We start from the raw sequence: 18,673 nt of genomic DNA, 5'->3' as shown, positions 1-18,673 counted from the left end.
AGATACTTACGCACTGTTATCAGATTTCCTCAAATAGTTCATTTTTTATAGCATACAGCACTAATCCTGTTGTATTTTTTGCGCCTGTTTTCTCCAAAAGGTTTCTTTTGTGCACCTCCACAGTGCGTACACTTATGAAAAGTTTATCTGCTATTTCCTGGTTAGAATATTCCTTAAGTATCAGTTTATATACCTCCTTCTCCCTTGGGGTAAGCGGAGTAGCCAGACCTTCCGACCGGGCTCTGGCTCTTTTTTTGGCTAAATTATTCATTACAGTTTGAGCCACTTCTTTGCTATAGTAAATATCATCATTCATTACAGCCCGGATGGCATTTTTCATTTCAAACTCATCGCAATTTTTCAATAAGTAGCCACTTGCACCGGCATCCATCATAGCTTTTATATGCTGATAATCGTTGTGCATGGTAAGAGCTATCACTTTCAACTGCGGGTGGTCTTGTATTAATCTTCGGGTGGTTTCTACTCCATCCATGCCATCCATATTAATATCTATCAGCGCAAGCGCTACTTCTTGCTGATTCAAGACATTTATTGCTTCATACCCGTTTTGAGCTTCACCACAAACTTCGTATTCATCATCGTTATTCAAGTAAAGTTTTATGCCATCCCTGACGATTTTGTGATCATCTACTATAGCTATTTTAATGCTCATGATATATAAGTTTGATTGGGAGTTCAACAGTAATAATGGTTCCTGAATCCGGAGAACTGTCCAGGTGAAAACTTCCCGAAATAGACGTTACACGATTACGCATATTTCTGAGCCCGAAGTTATCTTCACCTTCCATGGTGGCAGCTACGTCAAAGCCGGTTCCATCATCTTCAATAGTCAATACAAGATCATTTTCATATTTCATAAGTTGAATAGTTACAGTGGTAGCCTTACTATATTTTAAGATATTATTGATCGCTTCTTGTGTAATACGGTATAAATGTACTGCCGTTTTTTCATCTAACCGATCTCCTTTGAGGTTATCATAGAAATCAAACTTTATGTTACTCACCGAGTCAATCTCGGCTATCATACTTTGCACTGCGGGAACATATCCAAAATGCTCGATACTGCGAGGCATAAGGTTATGCGCTATATCACGGCTATCCTTAATAGCAGAATTCAGGCTTGTCAGGCCTGTCAATAGTTTTTTTATCCCCTTACTTTCGTTCGTAAGATCATTTTTAAGTGAATTCAGGTTAAGGGACGCGGTGGTAAGCTTCTGCCCCAAACTGTCGTGCAATTCTTTAGCGATACGTTTTCTCTCTTTGTCTTCCGTTTCTATTACTGTGGATACCAATTTTTCCTGTGCCTCTATCCTATCTGTAATATCCGCAATAAAACCCTCCAGCAGATCAGTGCCTTTTATAGGGCTACCCTGCTCCCAAACCCATCTATTTTCATGATGCTTTGTTTTGATCCGATATATCAGGGTATAGGATACATGTTCATTAACGGCCTTTTGCACCTCTTTCCATACCTTTTCCCTGTCCGAAGGAATGATAATATCTCCATAGCTAACTGCATCAGTTTCCAGCTCTTTGGATGAATAACCTGTCAATTCCAACGCACCCTGACTCACAAAGGTCATAGACCACTTTTTATTATTGTGACATTGGTATACCATACCCGGCAGATTAGACATAAGGTTACTCAACATTCTTTCATTTTCAGCCAAAGCGAGTTCAGTCTTTTTCCTGGTATCTATATCAATATGGATGCCTATTGCACGCTGCGCTTTCCCCTGCTTATCCCGCTTCACCACTTTTCCACGTGTCATGATCCATTTGTACTTCCCTGATTTCATTTTAAGCCTGTATTCCTGCTCAAAAAACTCAGTCTCACGCTTCAGATGACTCATCAGTTTTTCTAATGAAACCTTCTGATCTTCCGGGTGTAAAAGGTTGTAAAAAAAGACTGTAGTATTTATCATCTCATTCTTCTGATAACCTAACATTTCCGCCATATAGTCGTTAAATTCAAGCGTGTCCAGTTCTGCGTTCCAATCCCAGGTACCCTGCCTGGCCCCTTCAATAGCCAATTGTAGCCGTTGTTCATTGTCTTTTAATGCCAATTCTACTCGTTTCCTCGCATCTATATCTATATGGGTTCCCATCATTCTTAATGGCTCTCCCTTAACATTTCGCTGTACCACCCTTCCCCGGGTTTGGATCCACCTCCAGTCTCCGTTGGTGGTTTTAAGCCTGTACTCATTTTCATAGTAATCCACTTCTCCATGCATGTGATCATTCAATGCTTTCTGTGTGGATGCAATATCATCCGGGTGTAACCGGTCAAAAAAGTTTTTCTTAGCGTCTTTAATACTACTATTATTTGTATTAAGCATATCCATAGCATATTGATTGAGGTCCAGAATATTCTCTTTAATATTCCAGTCCCACATCCCCTGTCTGGCGCCTTCTATGGCCAACTGTAGCCGTTGTTCGCTTTCGAGTTTATCAGAAATATCTATCAGCAATCCATCCAGAACAACCTGTCCATTCTCCAGTTGAACAGGCCTGAACCGGTCAAGCACCCATTTTATTTTCCCGTTTACATTCAGAGGAATGACGAGCTCAGAGCTTTTCCGTTCTTCAAGACACTTCAATGTTTCATCCCTTACCAACTTCTGGTATTCTTTCAAAATGAAGTCTCTGGGTTTATATCCTTTGTCCAGGAATTCCTCCGGGGAGATTTCCAGCAACTCACGACTTCCTTCACTGACAAAGATCACAGTAAAATCTTTATCTACCTTTAACCTCCAAGCCATGCCAGGCAGATTGTCCATAACGCTACTTAACTGTTGCTGACTTCTTATCAGCGCCTGTTCGGCCTCTTTCTTTTCCGTGATATCAATACCAATACCCCAATCAGCCCAACCAGGGATAGGATAATTATTGGCACGATGTATCCAGGATATGATGCGTTTACTACCATCTTTACAGGTAATCTCTACTTCATCTTCATAGTTATCACGAGGTGCCTTCCAACTCTCCATCAATCTTTCACGATAATTTTTATCCGGATAGAGAATTTCATAAGCTTTTGTATTGCCTATCATTTCTTCCGCCCTGTATCCGGTTACTTCTTCACATTTGCTATTCCATACTACCAATTTACCTTCCTCGTCGAAAGCATCTAACATTACCGGTACATTTTGAACTGCCAACCGCATACGCTCTTCATTTTCAACAATAGCAGCTTGCAGTGCACGTTGACGTGTAATATCCTGAGATACATACAAAATATGGCTTACACCAGCTTTATTGATAATGGGTATCATGACTGATTCTGCAATACCTTCCCTTATCACCGAACTCATAGTTTCTTCAAAGTAGACTGGTTTTCTCGTGCTAATTACTTGTTTTATCTGGTCATAACGCCGATTAATTTCTGTCTCATCAATATTTAATATTTTGCCGTAAAAGGCTGACAACTCCATATCCAATAGTTGGAAGCTATGATACTCAGGAAATTTTTCCAGAACATTTCCGATCAGCCAGTCAGGTAGTTTTTTAATCGTGTAAGAATTTTCTCCCCGCACTTCCATAAGACCAATGAAATCTTTGGTATTATTATATATCAGTGATAATAGCTTTTCCCTTTCGTGTATCTCATCCAGCGCTTCCCGAAGTCCTTTAGTACGTTTATTCACCTCTCGCCTTAAAAGGGACACATACAATGATAGCTGTATGATGCTGATAACAAAGATGGACAAAACTACCCATGCCCAAAGTGGCAACGCTTCACTATCCGTGGTATCAAGGTAGTTATCCAAGGTTTGGTGATAGATTGAATTGTTATCTTCTTCCAACACTCTAAGATCCTTATCCAACACAGATCTGACAGAAAGGACCTGGTTAAAATTGGGAGAAAAATCCATTAGTACACGATAAGGAGAGAAAACCACCGGTGTCGCTACTACATTATAATGCCGTTTGTTTATATCGCCATAAATACGATCAACCACACCTACTTCCACATCTCCCTGCTCCACCATATCTAAAACTTTTTGCTGGTCTCCGACCAATACAACCTTACATGATATACCTAACTCTTCCAGCATATCATAAAGGCCCATTCTGGGATTTGAGACAAAAAAGCTGTTAGAATCAATCGCCACGTGCTTTCCTTCCAGGTCTAAAAATGTGGTAAAGTCTATATTGTTTCCAGCATATATCGTAGCCCAGGTTGATATAAGTGCTTCATCATTAAGTAGAAATCGCTTCCGGTCCACCTGATTATTGTAGCATTCAGGCATCAGGTCTATTTCGCCATCGGAAAGCCACTGACGACATTGAATAAATGAACCGTAATTGTACCGGACCTGCCACTGATTTTTTTTTGCAATATGATTGAAAATTTCAGGGATAATCCCCGAAACATTGTCTGATTTATCAGTGTACATCAGAGGATAATTGTCAAAAACCCCAACAGTTATTGGTTGGGCCTTCATAACAACAACCGTTGAAAAAAATAAATAAAGTAGGAAAATGTACCTGTTCATGAGGGAATGACGCTTTATTAAGTAAAAGGTACTAATAAATGCGCCCCGATAAAACTAAGTGGTACTCGTATTTTTAAAAGTAAGGGCTATCTCTTAAATAGAATAGGCCGACTTAATGGACCTTTGTAATGTCCTAAAGAAAGAAGAAAAATAATAGTTAATAGATAGAGTATTTTTTTAGTAGTTGAGTGTTTGGGTTAGATGGGTGAAAAGGCTTCGGAAAGGGGCCTTTTCTTTTTTTCAATCCTTTATAACCAACCTTTATACTCTTACTCTTTTAAACTGATTTAAATCGCTGCTCCTGCTTCGGTGTCTCTTTGGAATAAGTAGGGCAACTGTAGGTAGCACATGACGAAAAAATAGCCCCTAGTATCACTGCGATCAATACACTTTTTAATGATTTCATCTCTCTCACTTTTATGCATCCGAATTTTACTCTCAGGCCCCATAGTATATATTGGCCTCCGACAAAAAATATCAATGAAATAATCTTCAACACCTTCATAGCTTTCTCTTTTGATATACCCAAAGATCGCTATTATGTCAATATTATAACATAGCATAAGAAGCGTAAATGAGTATAGGTAAAACTACGGATAGCGAATAATGTAAATAACAAATAGGTTGTAACATGTTGGTGTTCAACTCATGAAATTTTTTCTAAAATCCTGCAATACTTCTCCATTTCCAATTACAGCAATTACATCACCCGGTAATAAGTGAGTGTCACCATGGGGGGTAAGAATATCTTTTTGTTTCTTCTCAGAACAACCAATGCCCCGGAAGGGTAAAAGGCAAGAATGAATCTTGGATATATCCGTTTCCAATGCACTTAGGAAAATCCGGAATAAAGGCCAATAATTCAGGGACTCTTCCCTAGTTAGTCATTTGCTATGTCACTTCTAAGTAAGGAATTTATTCAAATGATATTAAATAAGATTATCTCTGGTAGTTAGGAATATCTGACCGATTTAAAATGATTATTTTCCCTTAAAGACTGAACGTTATCCTACCTCTATTCCACCAGGCGTCTACCTCTGCCTGACACAGCAGACATACAGAAGTACCCAATGGCCCGGTTAGTCGAATTTTCATCTAAATTCAATATATTACTAGGCACATTTTCCAGGGGTTCTGCAAAGATTTCATCAAACCCACCATCTCGCTGTGTTTGTATTTGCACTTCCTGTAAAAAAAAGAAAGCGTCATTAGTGATCGATAGAATTTCCACAAAAAGTGAATCTCCAGGTGCATAAGGCACTATTTCATCCCTATCCTCATTGAGTGGGTTTACAGAATCCTGAAGAGGCTGTATAAATACCACTCCATCCACAGCTCCCCCTTGACTAAACCCGGCATCAAAAGCAATGGTAAGATCAAAAGGGCTATTTTGATAAACGCCATTTTTATACGTTCTTATCCAATAGGAATCCCCAACACCTACGGGATCCGTGCTTACGAACTCACCATAAAAACCTTCCGGCTGAAAAGGAGAACGCTCTTCTTCAAAGGTAAATTTGATAGAATCGATCTCCGGAACCCGATTTATACTTGATACAGCCTGGTAGGTTTCATCATTAACATTTATAGTAAGTTGGTAATCCACACCTATTTCATTGATCGGATTACCATTAGCATTTGGGTTCCAGCGGTATTCTCCAGGCACCTCCTCTTCTACAAAAGAAAACACCTCCCCCCGGGAACTGCTTAGAGTAACTGTAGCGCCTGTTATTGCGGGTGGGATCTCTGCTTCAAAAAAGGGTTGTGTTTGAGACAAGAACACCTTCTGAACTTCTGCTTTATCGTTGATCCAGGCGTCTACAACTAATACCGGCGGAGCATCTTTAAGGTTTACAGATACCGGGTCTTCACATGATAACATCAGTGTTATTAATAAAATGAATATGCTGATCTTTTTCATGATGTTAAAATTTGAAATTGTAAGAGATAGAAGGAACAGGAGCACCAACAATTGAAAATCGGGAGGCCTGTGTTTCTACAGGCGCTCCAGGCATCGGTGTCCCATCCGCCTGGGAGAAAAATATAGAAAATGGATTTCTTCGTCCATATACATTGTAAAGCGAAATCACCAACTCATCTTTATTTTTACGCTCTTTCCCTCTCTTCTCCCTCTTCATTTGGATGGTAAGAGACAAGTCCAAGCGATGTGTAGCCGGCACCCTGAAGTCATTGCGCGAATCGTAAAAGTCAAATGGTACCACCAATCCCTGTTGGGTAAAACGTGATGTAGGAGCTGTTACGGGTGCACCTGAAATGTAGGTGAAGTTACCGGAAAAGGAAGTTCGGGCTGATAGATTATAACTACCAAATATTTTCAGGTTGTGCGTTTGGTCAAAACGTGTGGGATACCACTCTCCCCGGTTTATCCCCTCTACTTGTAATTCAGAACGCCCTAAAGTGTAACTCACCCATCCATTCAGTTTACCACTGTTCTTTTTAACGCTGAACTCTAAACCATAAGCACGACCATCACCACTGATAAGGTCACCTTCCAGGAATTCGTTCAGAAACAGATCCGCACCTTTGACAAACTCAACCTGGTTTTTATTATCCCTGTAATAGGCCTCCACAGAAGCCTCGATCGCATTTCCTTTACCGAAGTTTTTAAAATATCCAATCCCAAACTGATCGCTGATCTGCGGCTCTATGTTATTTGAACTGGGGGTCCACAGGTCAATAGGTGTGGAAGCTGAAGTATTAGAAACAAGATGGATATATTGGGAAGTACGTGTGTAACTCGCCTTTACCGATCCTTTACCCACTTGCTGCCGTATGGAAAACCTGGGTTCAAGATTATAATAGCTTTCAACTACTTCCCATTGGTCAGCCTGAAATGTGGACTCTTCAACCAATTCCTGCCGTCGGCCTGGTTCTACCGGTCGATATTCATAAATATTACCCGGCCCCATAAACTGAAATCCGGACAAACGCAGTCCGTACTTAAGAGTAGTTCTACTACTTAACTTTTGAGTGTTTGCAACATATATTGCAGTTTCAAGCGAATACTTCTCATCCAGGCTAATGTCCGTTACTACCCCATCAGAAACGCCTTGCGCCTCAGCCGGTTTGAAATCGTATAGAATGGCCTCACCCCCTATCAAAAGCTCATTATTATTATTGATGAAATAGTTGAAAGAAGGTTTGAATGTGTAGGTAAGAATACGAGATGACCAGTCGAATTTGTCCAAGTCATTTTCTCCAAAACTAAACCCGTAATCATAAGTGGAAACAAAAAATGCGAAGTTTGAGAACAACCGGTCGTTGAACAGGTGGTTCCACCTTAGCGTACCAGTAATACTTCCCCAGTCAAACCCCTGCTCTTCATCAAATCTAAACACATCCCTTCCAAAATATCCCGACAAAAAGAGCTTGTTCTTATCATTCAGGTCATAATTGACTTTGGTGGTAAGGTCATAAAAATAGAGTGTAGCATCATCAATAAACGGCCTGGCTAATATGTCTACATAAGATCTTCTCCCTGCCACCAAAAAGCTGGCCTTGTCCTTTTTTATAGGCCCTTGAACAGCTAAACGACTAAAGACAGTACCTACACCCCCAGACACTTCCAGGTCTTTTGAATTTCCTTCTTTCATTCTCACATCAAGAATAGAAGATAATCTCCCACCATAATTTGCAGGCATACCACCTTTTATCAATTTGATATCCTTAACTGCATCCGGATTAAATACGGAAAAAAAACCGAACAAGTGAGAAGAGTTATACACAGGAGCATCATCCAACAGTACCAGGTTTTGCCCGACACTTCCTCCTCTAACATTAAAACCGGATGACCCCTCTCCTACGGAACTCACTCCCGGTAGCAGTTGAATGCTTCGAAGAACATCAACCTCTCCTAAAAAAGCCGGAATTTTCTGAATGGTCTTAACATCCAGTTTATTCGTACTCATGTCTACACTTGTAACATTTTCGTCCTCAGCTTCTGCAGTAATTACAACTTCTTGTAATTCAGTACCTCCAGCAGTTAATTCAATATCCAACCGCTGATTACTCTCTACACTTACTGATCTCGATTCTACATCAAACCCCAGGTAGCTATACTCCAAGGTATAGACACCTGGCCCAAGGGTGATGGAATAGAAACCATAAACATTGGTGGCCGTACCCGTTCCAAGCTCTTTTACTAAAACTGTAGCGCCAATAAGAGCTTCTCCATTCGCTTCATCTTTCACATAGCCGTTAAGTGTGAATTTTTGTTGGCCAAGGCTGAAATGATTTAATGAAAGAAGGCAAAAAACAAAGACTATCAGAGATTTCCACAGGGGAAAAACACGTTCCATACATTATAATTTGAAAAAGACTACAAACATCCTCTAAACAAATTAACCTTACCAATTTGTTTTCAGTTTATTTGATAAAAACCTATGAATAAGCGTTATTCTAACGTGAACCGTGCAAAAAGCAGAATGAAATGAAGACGGTCTTATAAGAATAGGAAATCATACAAAAAGTATCGATTTCCTATTCTTCTAGAAAGGTTAAATTTTCACAATAATTGTGTCAGATTCGACAGAACTCGCCTGAAAGAAACCGAGTGCGCCGTTGTTTAAATTTGTCCTGGGGTTTACTGGCGGAGAACCAAACAAACCTCCGTCATTTTGCAGGAGGTTAGAGAGATCATTATAATATAAGAAACCCTGTCTCGAGATACTGTACATCTCCACCACGGAAGTATCCTGCAAGTTAAAAAACCCGGCAGTAGGTACCCCATTAATATCTTCTGCCAGCAGATCGTCATCAGAGAAATAAATATCATTATCATCATCTCTGAGTGGCTTGTTGTTTTTATAGAATTTAAATAAGTAAAAATCTTTTGTTTTCTGCGGTTCTTTCATGTAAAACAGCACCTCGTAAAACTGTCCTTCTTCCTCAGGATCTTCGAATTCATCATCATTAATGATTACAGTAAGTGAATCGATGGTAGGCACCGGAAATAGTTCATCTGTCGCTGTGTAGTTAACATCTCTGGCGCTTACGTTAAGCGTATACGTCACGCCTACTTCTCCTGCAAATGGGATATTAGACAAATAAAGCCCGTTTAACTCTTCACTTTGAGTGGGGTTATGAACATAATTATAAATATTTCCCCGATCATCGCTTACTGAAACTACCGCATCAGTTATAGGTTGAGAAGCTACCTGGTCATAAAAGTCAACAGTTGTTGAAACACGTACATAATGGTTCCGTTCCACATTAGTCACCAGGCCTTCTATGATCATGACAGGTTCAATAATCTGGCTATCGATGGTAATGGGTTCATCACACGAACTGACTATACCTATAAATAAAAAGAGTATTAGTGAATTTTTCATTTTGTATTCTTTTAGAATTTAACGTTATAAGTAACGGAGGGTAGAATAGGAAAAAGATAGATCAGACGGGCTTCTTTTTCATTTCGAATAGGGTTCTCGTCTGCATCTTCTTTGTTTTGAGTATAAATCGTGAAGGCATTTTTTCTACTATACGCATTGTAAATAGAGAAGACCCAGCTTCCTTGCAACTTTTTGCCTTTGTTTTTCCTGGGTGTAAGTGTTGCTGACAGGTCTAAACGATGATAATCCGGCAATTGAAAACCATTTCTTTCGCTAATCAGGTCCACCTGATAGCCTTCAAACTCGTATTTCCCACTTGGTAAGGTGATAGGGCGTCCGGTAGTATAAGTGAAATTAGCTCCAAAAACCCATTTATCATTATACTCATAGGTACCTACGATATTGAAATTATGTCTGCGATCATAATTGGCCAAAAAAGGCTGGTCTATGTTTACACCAGGTATTTTTCGTTCGGTCCTAGACCATGTATAACTTGTAAAACCGGTAAACTTTCCTTCATTTTTCTTCAACATAAGCTCCAGGCCATAAGACCAGGAGTCACCCTGCCGGTATTCTGTGGATAGATCTTGATTGAAAAATATCCTGGCATTATCTGCAAAGTCTGTTACATTATCAATGTCTTTGTAGTAAACTTCAGCAGAAAGCTCATACGCATTGTCTTTTAAGTTCCTGAAATATCCGGCAGCCACCTGATCAGCTAACTGTGGGTCGAGGTAATAAGAAGTCGGCGCCCAGGTATTGAATGGAATAGGAACCGTACCTGCTGAAATAAGGTGCGTATTCTGGACCATACGGTTGTACGATACCTTTACAGAACTTCGCGGATTAACAATGTATCGGGCCGAGAAACGTGGTTCGAAATTGACAAACGTTTTGATGTTCTCAAACCGATCATAAGATAGTGTATCTGTGCGCACCACATCAATGTTATCTGTTGGGTTTTCATATAGATAAACATCTGATTTACCAATGCTTTGAAAAATGGATAACCGGGCTCCGTAAAGGAAAGTAAGCTTGTTACTCACTTTTAATTGGTGGTCGGCATAAAAAGCATGATCCAGTGCAAATTCCTCCTGAAGCTCCGTCCTGGTGAATAGTGATTTATCAGACGAAGGTTTAATCACACCAGGGTCAAAAGAACGATAAGAAATATGATAGCCGAAATTGAATTCATTGCTAGGGTTCAGAAAATAGTTTAAATCCTCTTTAAACGTCAACTCACGTATATTGGAGGTCCATTCAAATCCTTGTGCATCATCATCCAACTCCATTTTATAATCAAAATTACTGGCAATGAGAGTGGTATTTGAAAAAAGCTTACTATTGAACAAATGATTCCAGCGGAATGTAGCAGTGGCATTGCCCCAATCAAATCCAAAGGTATCGTCAAAGTCAAATACATCACGTCCGAGGTATAAAGCGGCAAAGAAACGGTTGTTATTGTTATGCTTCCAGTTCACCTTAGCGTTGACATCATAAAAGTGCACTGAATTTTCTTCTCCCGCCGCCTTCAAAAAAACGTCAACATAAGAACGTCGTGCAGAAAGTATAAATGAACTCTTATCTTTTTTGATAGGGCCTTCCAACATCACCCGGCTGGCCAGTGAACCAATGCCTCCGTTACCTGTAAATTTTTTATTGTTCCCATCTTTGGTTCTTACTTCTAATATAGATGACAGCCTCCCTCCAAACCGGGACGGAATACCCCCTTTGTACAATTCCGACTCTTTAATAACATCAGCATTGAAGACCGAAAAAAGACCGAACAGGTGAGACGGATCGTAGATTGGCGCCTCATCAATTAATATCAGGTTCTGATCCGCACTACCTCCACGTACAAAGAAACTGGAAGTCCCTTCACCTGCCGATGCCACACCGGGTAGCATTTGAATCGTTTTAATGATGTCGGGTTCACCAAACAGGGCAGGCAGTCGCTTGACCTGCTTTACATTAATTTCATTGCGACTCATTTTAATGTCGGTTACATTGGCATCTATGGCTTTATCCGTCACCACAATCTCATCCATTTGCGTGATTAATACAGGTAATTCCACATTCATTTCCAGATCAGCATTCAGCAAAACGGTTTGGACTACCGGTTGGTATCCAATGGAACTGTAGGTTATGTTATATTCTCCAACCGGCAAACTCAATGCATAAAAGCCATAGACGTTAGTAGCACTTCCTGTTTTGAGCTCTTTAACATATACTGTTACACCAATTAGCTCTTCTCCATTTTCCGCATCTTTTACATAACCATTCAAGGTGAACTTCTGCTGACTTAAAGCCAGTTGAGTTGCTAAAAAAAATAATAGTAATCCCAGCGCGTGCTTTTTGGGGTATCTAAAATGTTTAGGATTGAGTTTTTGTTTCATAAAAATCTTTAATTTGAAGTAAAGACGACCGGTCAAACCAATGGTTGACGTTTTGAGAAAAAAAATGTTGAATGGTCATTAATCCAATTAAATACAGTGTTTTAACCATTGATTTACAGACAACGGTTTTATTGATGTATGCATTATAAGCCTCCACTTTTTTATTTCCACCCGCATCTGGAAACGATCGTTCCGGCGCTTTTTAGAAAAATTCGCGACTTCGATTATACGCTCAGAGAGCGAATTAATACTCCGGATGATGATTTCCTGGATATTGACATGCATCAATCCGATAGCAAAGAGGTGGTCATTCTATCTCATGGTCTGGAAGGGAACTCAACAAGGCCATATATATTAGGTATGGCCCGGGCATTCAGTAAGAAAGGGTATGATGTGATGGCATGGAATTATCGTGGATGTAGTGAAGAAATGAATAAACGGCTACGTTTTTACCACAGCGGTGCAACAGATGATCTGGGCTTGATCATTGACCATGCGTTAAACAAAGGTTATGCAAAAATCCACTTAGTAGGTTTTAGCCTGGGGGGAAATCTCACTTTAAAATATTTAGGAGAACAAGGTGAGCAGTTTCACCGGAAGATAGCTTCGGCGGTGGTATTCTCTGTTCCTTTAGATCTCCATAAAAGCTGTCTGCAAATATCTAAGCGAAACAATTTCATGTATGCGCAACGGTTTTTGAAGAATCTGAAAAACAAAGTAAAAATCAAAGCACTACTGATGCCGGATAGTTTAAATACTGATGCGCTAAAAAACATCAAAACATTGATAGATTTTGACGATCACTACACAGCCCCGCTACATGGCTTTGAAAACGCCATCCATTACTATCAAAGCTGTAGTTCCATATACTATCTGGATAATATTCAACTTCCTACGCTGATTGTTAATGCTGTTAATGATCCGTTTTTATCGGAAGAATGCTATCCTAAGGAGCAATTAAAGTCTCATGCTTATGTTACCCTCGAAACACCTGACTACGGCGGTCATGTAGGATTCACGAATATCAATAAAAACGGACTTTACTGGTCAGAGCAAAGGGCACTGGACTTTGTAGGTTCTTTAAAGGATTAATTATTCTGGCTTCAACAATCTTTTAAAATTAAAAAAGCGGGAGAACCTTAAGGCCCTCCCGCTTAGTAACATCCAGATAATTAGTTTTAAGCACGCTCTGGCGCCAATCCCCATTTCTTTGGAGACCTCCACAAACTTGAGAGCATCAATTCCCTCATAAAGAAAAATTCTTTAGGAAGCTTATCATACATTCGCTCAAAAAGCTCTTCATGCATTAACACTTCTCTCTTCCATGATTCCCGGTCTATGGTCATAATCTCTTCGAATTCTTCCTGCGTGAAGTCAAGACCTTTCCAGTCAATATCTTCATAGCGAGGCATCCATCCAATAGGGCTTTCTACCGCCCCGCTCTCTCCGTGCACTCTGTTAATCACCCACTTCAGTACTCTCATATTTTCTCCGAACCCCGGCCACAAGAACTTGCCATTTTCATCTTTTCTGAACCAGTTCACAACAAATATACGAGGTGGATTAGGGAGTTTTCTTCCAAACTGAAGCCAGTGGTTAAAGTAATCCGCCATATGATATCCACAGAAAGGTAACATAGCAAAAGGATCACGCCGTACTTTTCCTACCTCACCAAAGGCAGCTGCAGTCATTTCCGAACCTATGGTAGAAGCGGCATACACACCAAAATTCCAGTTAACTGCCTGATATACGAGTGGAACAGCTGTACTTCTTCTTCCTCCTACTATGAATGCACTGATAGGTACTCCGCCGGGGCTTTCCCATTGCTCGTCTATACTGGGGCAATTTCCCGCAGGCGCAGTAAAACGGGCATTAGGGTGAGCAGCAGGTTTATCGTTGGCAGGATCGTATAGCTGACCGTGCCAATCTGTTAACCCGTCCGGCACTTCATCCGTCATTCCCTCCCACCATACATCGCCATCAGGAGTAATAGCTACGTTAGTAAAAATAGAATCCCTTTCTATGGTTTTCATCGCATTTGGATTCGTCTTATCATTGGTACCCGGAGCCACACCAAAGTATCCGGCTTCAGGATTGATAGCGTAAAGTTGACCATCTTCACCGGGTTTGATCCAGGCAATATCATCTCCCACTGTGGTAATTTCCCAATCCCCCATTTCTTTAGGAGGAATAAGCATGGCAAAATTTGTTTTTCCACAAGCACTTGGGAAAGCCGCCGCCACATAAGTTTTTTCACCTTCGGGATTTTTTGCTCCCAGTATAAGCATATGTTCTGCCAGCCAACCTTCTTCTTTGGCCATTACTGAAGCTATCCGTAAAGCAAAACATTTTTTACCTAACAGAGCGTTACCTCCATATCCTGATCCATAGGACATGATAGACCTTTCCTCAGGAAAGTGAACAATATATTTTGTATCCGGGTTACATGGCCATTTGGCATCCTCCTGTCCGGGAGTTAAAGGTGCGCCTACAGTATGTAAACATTTTACAAAATCACCTTCGGAACCTAGTTGATCTATCACTTTCTTGCCCATTCGGGTCATGATCTTCATATTCACCGCAACATACTCTGAATCTGATATTTCCACGCCTATTTGTGAAATATCCGAACCCAGAGGCCCCATACAAAATGGGATAACATACATAGTACGGCCTTTCATACACCCCTTAAAAAGGCCACCTAGTGTACTTTTCATTTCTTTTGGATCCATCCAATTGTTGGTAGGACCTGCATCTTCCTTTAACCTGCTACAGATAAAGGTCTTATCTTCCACACGAGCAACATCACTTGGATCAGAGAAACATGCAAAACTATTGGGTCTTTTCTCTTCGTTCAGTTTTATAAAAGTTCCTTTATCGACCAGCATGCCACATAAGGTCTGATACTCATCTTCCGATCCATCACACCAGTAGACATTGTCCGGTTGACAAAGCTGGACAGCTTCTTTTACCCAGGCTTTAAGTGCTTCATGAGTCACGCTTTCTGAGTAGTCTTTCTTTAAATCCATCGTTGCTTCATTCATGGTATTTATTCTTTTAGTTAGACATATTTTCTATATAGCATTTCTTGATCTACTTCTTTGGGCGTACTCCAGAAATTATGGTATAAAGGGCAGGTCTGGAGGTTATGTCTCTCCTTATCGGTGTATTGTAAAAATATCGAAAAGTTACAGCCATCGACGTGACATTTATCAGGATTTATCATGACATAGGTGGATGGAATCGTTTGTGGAAAAGAAGGTTTATAAATGGGAGCATCAACTTTTATTTCGTGGGATTGGCCTGGAATACTATGAAACATCTATTTTAGCATTATGGGTGATCGCTATACAATAACTGCAGCTAAAAACACGCTGGCGGAACGTTTTTCAATTGATGTTCCTGAGCGATATGTTCCTCGTTTTAATGCCGCACCTACACAAATATTACCTGTTATTACAGCAGGCAGTAATGGCATCTCTTTCTTCTATTGGGGCCAGCTTCCCGAGCGTGCTAAAAATCGATCTATCAGCAGTAAACTCTTATATATTGGAACAGAATCCATATTGGAGAAGCCTGCCACCTTTAGAGCTCTCATGGAAAGAAGATGCCTTATACCCGCCGATGGGTTTTATGACTGGAAAAGGATAAGTAAAAAAGGCAGAGTGGCACATCGTTTCGTCTTTGAGCAGGAGGAGCTCGTTTCCTTTGGTGGCCTATGGGAAGAATTTGAAAATGAGTCAGGAGAAGTAATGCATACTTTTAAAATACTTACCGCTGCCGCAGATGTAGAGTCATCAACTACACTTAGTTCGCGAATACCTTTCGTATTAGATAAAGGAAAAGAAAAGACATGGCTGAGCCAAAATAGTTCGGAACCAGAGTTAAAAGATGTATTAACTTCTGGTATCACCAGTCAAATGAGAAGCTATTCAGTATCGCCAAAGATTGACGATGTTGCAAACGACAGTCCTGCATTAATAAAACCTTTTGCTCCTACAGATCAATTTGGCAATTATTCTCTTTTTGACTGAGTGTTGATTGACCCTTAATTACCACGTCCTATGTATCTACCAATCAAGGGAAAAATAGTTTATATCACCTTTCTGTTATTGTTATCAGCTATAGGCCCCACTCGATCACAGGATCGTCTGTCTATGATATTGGAATCTGAAAAGCTGATCAACAAAGGAGACACTGCACAAAGCATTACCAACTATAAAAAAATATTAGAACACTACCCTCAAAGCTTTTCCGCCACTAAACGCCTGGCTGAGATCTATTATTATCAGAAAGACTATTACCATGCTATTCTCTATACAAATATTGCCCTTGATATCACAGATAATTTTCTAGCCCGGCAGGATGAACTATTGGCTAAAAACAAGCAAACGATGACGTCGTCTGAAAGGGTGGAGTCCCATCAAAAAACAGATCAATACTTGAAGGACAAAGCAGATGCACACCACTTGAAAGGGCTAATACGGCTAAAACAATTCCGACATGCAGATGCCATCGAAGAATTGGATATGGCCATAAAAGTTGATTCCGGCAATCATAGCTTGTATTTAGACAAAGCGACAATACTCATAGAAAAGGGGGTAATGACACAAGCGCGGCAATACCTGCACCTTGCCACCAAAGACCCTCTTTTAAGAGGCAAGGCTTTATTTAGTTTCGCCAACTCATTCTACAAAGAAAAACGACTGGACAGTGCTTTGTTTTACTATAACGAGGTAATCAAGTCAAACCCTTTGTATAAACTGGCTTATCAATACAAAGGGCTTGTACTTACTGAAATGCAGCGGTATCAGCAGGCACAACATGCTTTCACCCAATTCATTCAATTAGACAGTACTTCAGAAGAGATCTTTTTCAGACGTGCCGTACTTTATAATGAACTGGGAGAAATGACTAAAGCGCTCAATGATTGGGATAAAGTACTGACATTGAATCCTGAAAACCAGGAAGCTCTGCGAAACCGTGGGCTCACTTACTTTCAGTTAGGGGAATATATGGAAGCCATAGCCGATTTCGACAAAGCGTTGGAGCAGGCTCCCGGCCAATCTTTTACCAGGATCAATAGAGGCTATTCTTATTACTTGTTAAACCAACCTGATAAGGCCCTTACCGACTTAAACAAGGGCATTGAACAAATGCCCAGGTACTACCTGGGAAGGTACTTCCGGGCGTTGGTATATTTACAAAAGCGTAAAAAGAAAGAAGCTTGTCGGGACTTAAAAAGAGCAATAGAATTAGGTATGAAGGAAGCAGATATAGATCGAATATTAATAAAGAAGTGCCTTTGATTTTCTAATTAGCAGTGGCTTTAGAACTGTGGCGTCCAACAGTTAAAAATCATCCTCTCCATCCCCATCTTCTTCCGGCTTAGGCTCGGTTACTTCAGGTGGCGGTTCATCACTCTTATTTTTCTTCTCTTTTTTTACTTTAGGCTTTTTCTCTTTCTTTTTCTTTGGAGGCTTGTCACCTTTTTTCAGGAATGAGAAAGGACCTTTTTTCTTGGGTTCGGCTTCTTCTTCCAATTCGGTGGCAGATGTTTCGAGGTCGCCTTCCTCTCCCTCTTCAATTTCACCAGTTTCTTCTGTGTCAGAAGCCAATTCTTCCTGATCTTTTTTACTAAAAAGTTTCTGGAAGAATCCCCGGATACCTTTGCGTTTTTTCTTCTTTTTCCACGCCTTCAGTGCCTCCGGATCAATATTCTCTGCTTGCTCCAGACGTACATCAGGGTAAACAAGATATTTTCTGAGATACCATAAATAAAGCTCCTGATCAATATTAAAATCTTCTTTCTTAAGTGAGATCACATAAGTACTGTCAACGCCGCTCTCTACAGAATCTGTCTTGGCTTCTCCGAGGTCAATCGTTTTTATCAGGTCCGCAGAATCATACAAGTCACGACTTCTCACATCGCGTTCTGCCAGCAGAAATTCGTCATTAAAAGCCAATGAATCCTCTTCTTCATGATAAATATCTTTCATTGGAATGGTTTTAAGGCTCCTTAATTTTCTGCGGTAACTTACCGGCTCAATCAGCAAATATTTATTTTTGCTGGCTTCCAGCACTTTGGGAGTAGAATCCTCATTGAAATAGCTGAATCTCCTTTTCAGCGCCTGTTCATCGTGGATAAAAGCACTTTGATAGGCTGGACAGATCATCCTTTCGGTACAAGCCTGTACCATAAGTATGAATAACATACCGATAAGCAGATGATATGAATACTTCATTAAAAAATTACTTCTGACAGAAGCCAGAACGAAAAATAAGCTTATTTCGCATATTTTCGGCAAAAGGTTAAAGGTAACTTCAAAAAGTGATAAGATAAAGCTTAAAACGTAAAATAAACGCAGAACATAGTTAATTGTCCGAACAATTAGATTCTTAAACT

At 40.2% G+C, this 18,673-nt stretch carries 13 protein-coding genes; 3 read left to right on the top strand and 10 right to left on the bottom strand.

All coding sequences use genetic code 11. The annotated features are described in order from the left end of the window. Positions 1–19: 19 nt before the first annotated feature. From FNH22_RS22140 to FNH22_RS22105, 8 genes are all read right to left on the bottom strand, one after another. Complete coding sequence (locus tag FNH22_RS22140) at positions 20–673, bottom strand: response regulator transcription factor (RefSeq protein WP_221420326.1); 654 nt, start codon at positions 671–673, stop codon at positions 20–22. After that, on the bottom strand, positions 663–4,469 hold the full coding sequence (locus FNH22_RS22135; protein ID WP_185154350.1) for a PAS domain-containing protein: 3,807 nt from the start codon (positions 4,467–4,469) through the stop codon (positions 663–665). Before FNH22_RS22135 ends, FNH22_RS22140 begins: the two co-directional genes overlap by 11 nt. A gap of 328 nt (positions 4,470–4,797) precedes the next feature. Continuing rightward, complete coding sequence (locus FNH22_RS22130) at positions 4,798–5,025, bottom strand: hypothetical protein (protein WP_143400630.1); 228 nt, start codon at positions 5,023–5,025, stop codon at positions 4,798–4,800. 136 nt (positions 5,026–5,161) lie between these two features. Continuing rightward, positions 5,162–5,347, bottom strand: coding sequence for a TrkA C-terminal domain-containing protein (locus tag FNH22_RS32970; RefSeq protein WP_185154349.1), 186 nt, complete (start codon positions 5,345–5,347; stop codon positions 5,162–5,164). Positions 5,348–5,535: 188 nt separating this feature from the next. Further along, positions 5,536–6,441, bottom strand: a complete 906-nt coding sequence (locus FNH22_RS22120) for a DUF4249 domain-containing protein (RefSeq protein WP_143400629.1) — start codon at positions 6,439–6,441, stop codon at positions 5,536–5,538. 4 nt (positions 6,442–6,445) lie between these two features. Then, complete coding sequence (locus FNH22_RS22115) at positions 6,446–8,839, bottom strand: TonB-dependent receptor (protein WP_143400628.1); 2,394 nt, start codon at positions 8,837–8,839, stop codon at positions 6,446–6,448. 198 nt (positions 8,840–9,037) lie between these two features. Continuing rightward, positions 9,038–9,871 (bottom strand): DUF4249 domain-containing protein, encoded by an 834-nt coding sequence (locus FNH22_RS22110; protein WP_143400627.1) that lies wholly within the window; start codon positions 9,869–9,871, stop codon positions 9,038–9,040. Between the two features lie 11 nt (positions 9,872–9,882). Next, entirely contained in the window at positions 9,883–12,267 is a 2,385-nt protein-coding gene (locus FNH22_RS22105) for a TonB-dependent receptor (protein ID WP_143400626.1), read from the bottom strand. A gap of 138 nt (positions 12,268–12,405) precedes the next feature. On the opposite strand from FNH22_RS22105, the gene FNH22_RS22100 reads away from it, so the two are divergent. Continuing rightward, positions 12,406–13,359, top strand: a complete 954-nt coding sequence (locus tag FNH22_RS22100) for a YheT family hydrolase (protein WP_143400625.1) — start codon at positions 12,406–12,408, stop codon at positions 13,357–13,359. An 86-nt stretch (positions 13,360–13,445) separates the two neighbouring features. Here FNH22_RS22100 and FNH22_RS22095 read toward each other — a convergent pair whose 3' ends face one another. Beyond that, positions 13,446–15,311, bottom strand: coding sequence for a phosphoenolpyruvate carboxykinase (GTP) (locus FNH22_RS22095; RefSeq protein ID WP_255518132.1), 1,866 nt, complete (start codon positions 15,309–15,311; stop codon positions 13,446–13,448). A gap of 291 nt (positions 15,312–15,602) precedes the next feature. Here FNH22_RS22095 and FNH22_RS22090 point away from each other — a divergent pair, with 291 nt between their 5' ends. Beyond that, positions 15,603–16,301, top strand: a complete 699-nt coding sequence (locus FNH22_RS22090) for an SOS response-associated peptidase (RefSeq protein WP_143400624.1) — start codon at positions 15,603–15,605, stop codon at positions 16,299–16,301. Positions 16,302–16,331: 30 nt separating this feature from the next. Beyond that, positions 16,332–17,576, top strand: coding sequence for a tetratricopeptide repeat protein (locus FNH22_RS22085; RefSeq protein WP_143400623.1), 1,245 nt, complete (start codon positions 16,332–16,334; stop codon positions 17,574–17,576). Positions 17,577–17,618: 42 nt separating this feature from the next. On the opposite strand, the gene FNH22_RS22080 is transcribed toward FNH22_RS22085, so the two are convergent. Then, on the bottom strand, positions 17,619–18,512 hold the full coding sequence (locus FNH22_RS22080) for a hypothetical protein (protein ID WP_143400622.1): 894 nt from the start codon (positions 18,510–18,512) through the stop codon (positions 17,619–17,621). Positions 18,513–18,673: the final 161 nt, after the last annotated feature.

Origin of the sequence: Fulvivirga sp. M361, assembly GCF_007097395.1 — a bacterium.
Lineage (GTDB): Bacteria > Bacteroidota > Bacteroidia > Cytophagales > Cyclobacteriaceae > Fulvivirga.
Note: the sequence above shows the minus strand (reverse complement) of the source record. Positions and strands in the feature narration are given on the sequence as shown.

What these genes read in the sequence shown, in the direction of transcription:
- FNH22_RS22110 (WP_143400627.1), bottom strand. Translation starts at nt 9,871, where the DNA reads ATGAAAAATTCACTAATACTCTTTTTATTTATAGGTATAGTCAGTTCG.
- FNH22_RS22095 (WP_255518132.1), bottom strand. Translation starts at nt 15,311, where the DNA reads ATGAATGAAGCAACGATGGATTTAAAGAAAGACTACTCAGAAAGCGTG.
- FNH22_RS22130 (WP_143400630.1), bottom strand. Translation starts at nt 5,025, where the DNA reads ATGAAGGTGTTGAAGATTATTTCATTGATATTTTTTGTCGGAGGCCAA.
- FNH22_RS22090 (WP_143400624.1), top strand. Translation starts at nt 15,603, where the DNA reads ATGGGTGATCGCTATACAATAACTGCAGCTAAAAACACGCTGGCGGAA.
- FNH22_RS22100 (WP_143400625.1), top strand. Translation starts at nt 12,406, where the DNA reads ATGCATTATAAGCCTCCACTTTTTTATTTCCACCCGCATCTGGAAACG.
- FNH22_RS22080 (WP_143400622.1), bottom strand. Translation starts at nt 18,512, where the DNA reads ATGAAGTATTCATATCATCTGCTTATCGGTATGTTATTCATACTTATG.
- FNH22_RS22140 (WP_221420326.1), bottom strand. Translation starts at nt 673, where the DNA reads ATGAGCATTAAAATAGCTATAGTAGATGATCACAAAATCGTCAGGGAT.
- FNH22_RS22115 (WP_143400628.1), bottom strand. Translation starts at nt 8,839, where the DNA reads ATGGAACGTGTTTTTCCCCTGTGGAAATCTCTGATAGTCTTTGTTTTT.
- FNH22_RS22135 (WP_185154350.1), bottom strand. Translation starts at nt 4,469, where the DNA reads ATGAAGGCCCAACCAATAACTGTTGGGGTTTTTGACAATTATCCTCTG.
- FNH22_RS22105 (WP_143400626.1), bottom strand. Translation starts at nt 12,267, where the DNA reads ATGAAACAAAAACTCAATCCTAAACATTTTAGATACCCCAAAAAGCAC.
- FNH22_RS22120 (WP_143400629.1), bottom strand. Translation starts at nt 6,441, where the DNA reads ATGAAAAAGATCAGCATATTCATTTTATTAATAACACTGATGTTATCA.
- FNH22_RS22085 (WP_143400623.1), top strand. Translation starts at nt 16,332, where the DNA reads ATGTATCTACCAATCAAGGGAAAAATAGTTTATATCACCTTTCTGTTA.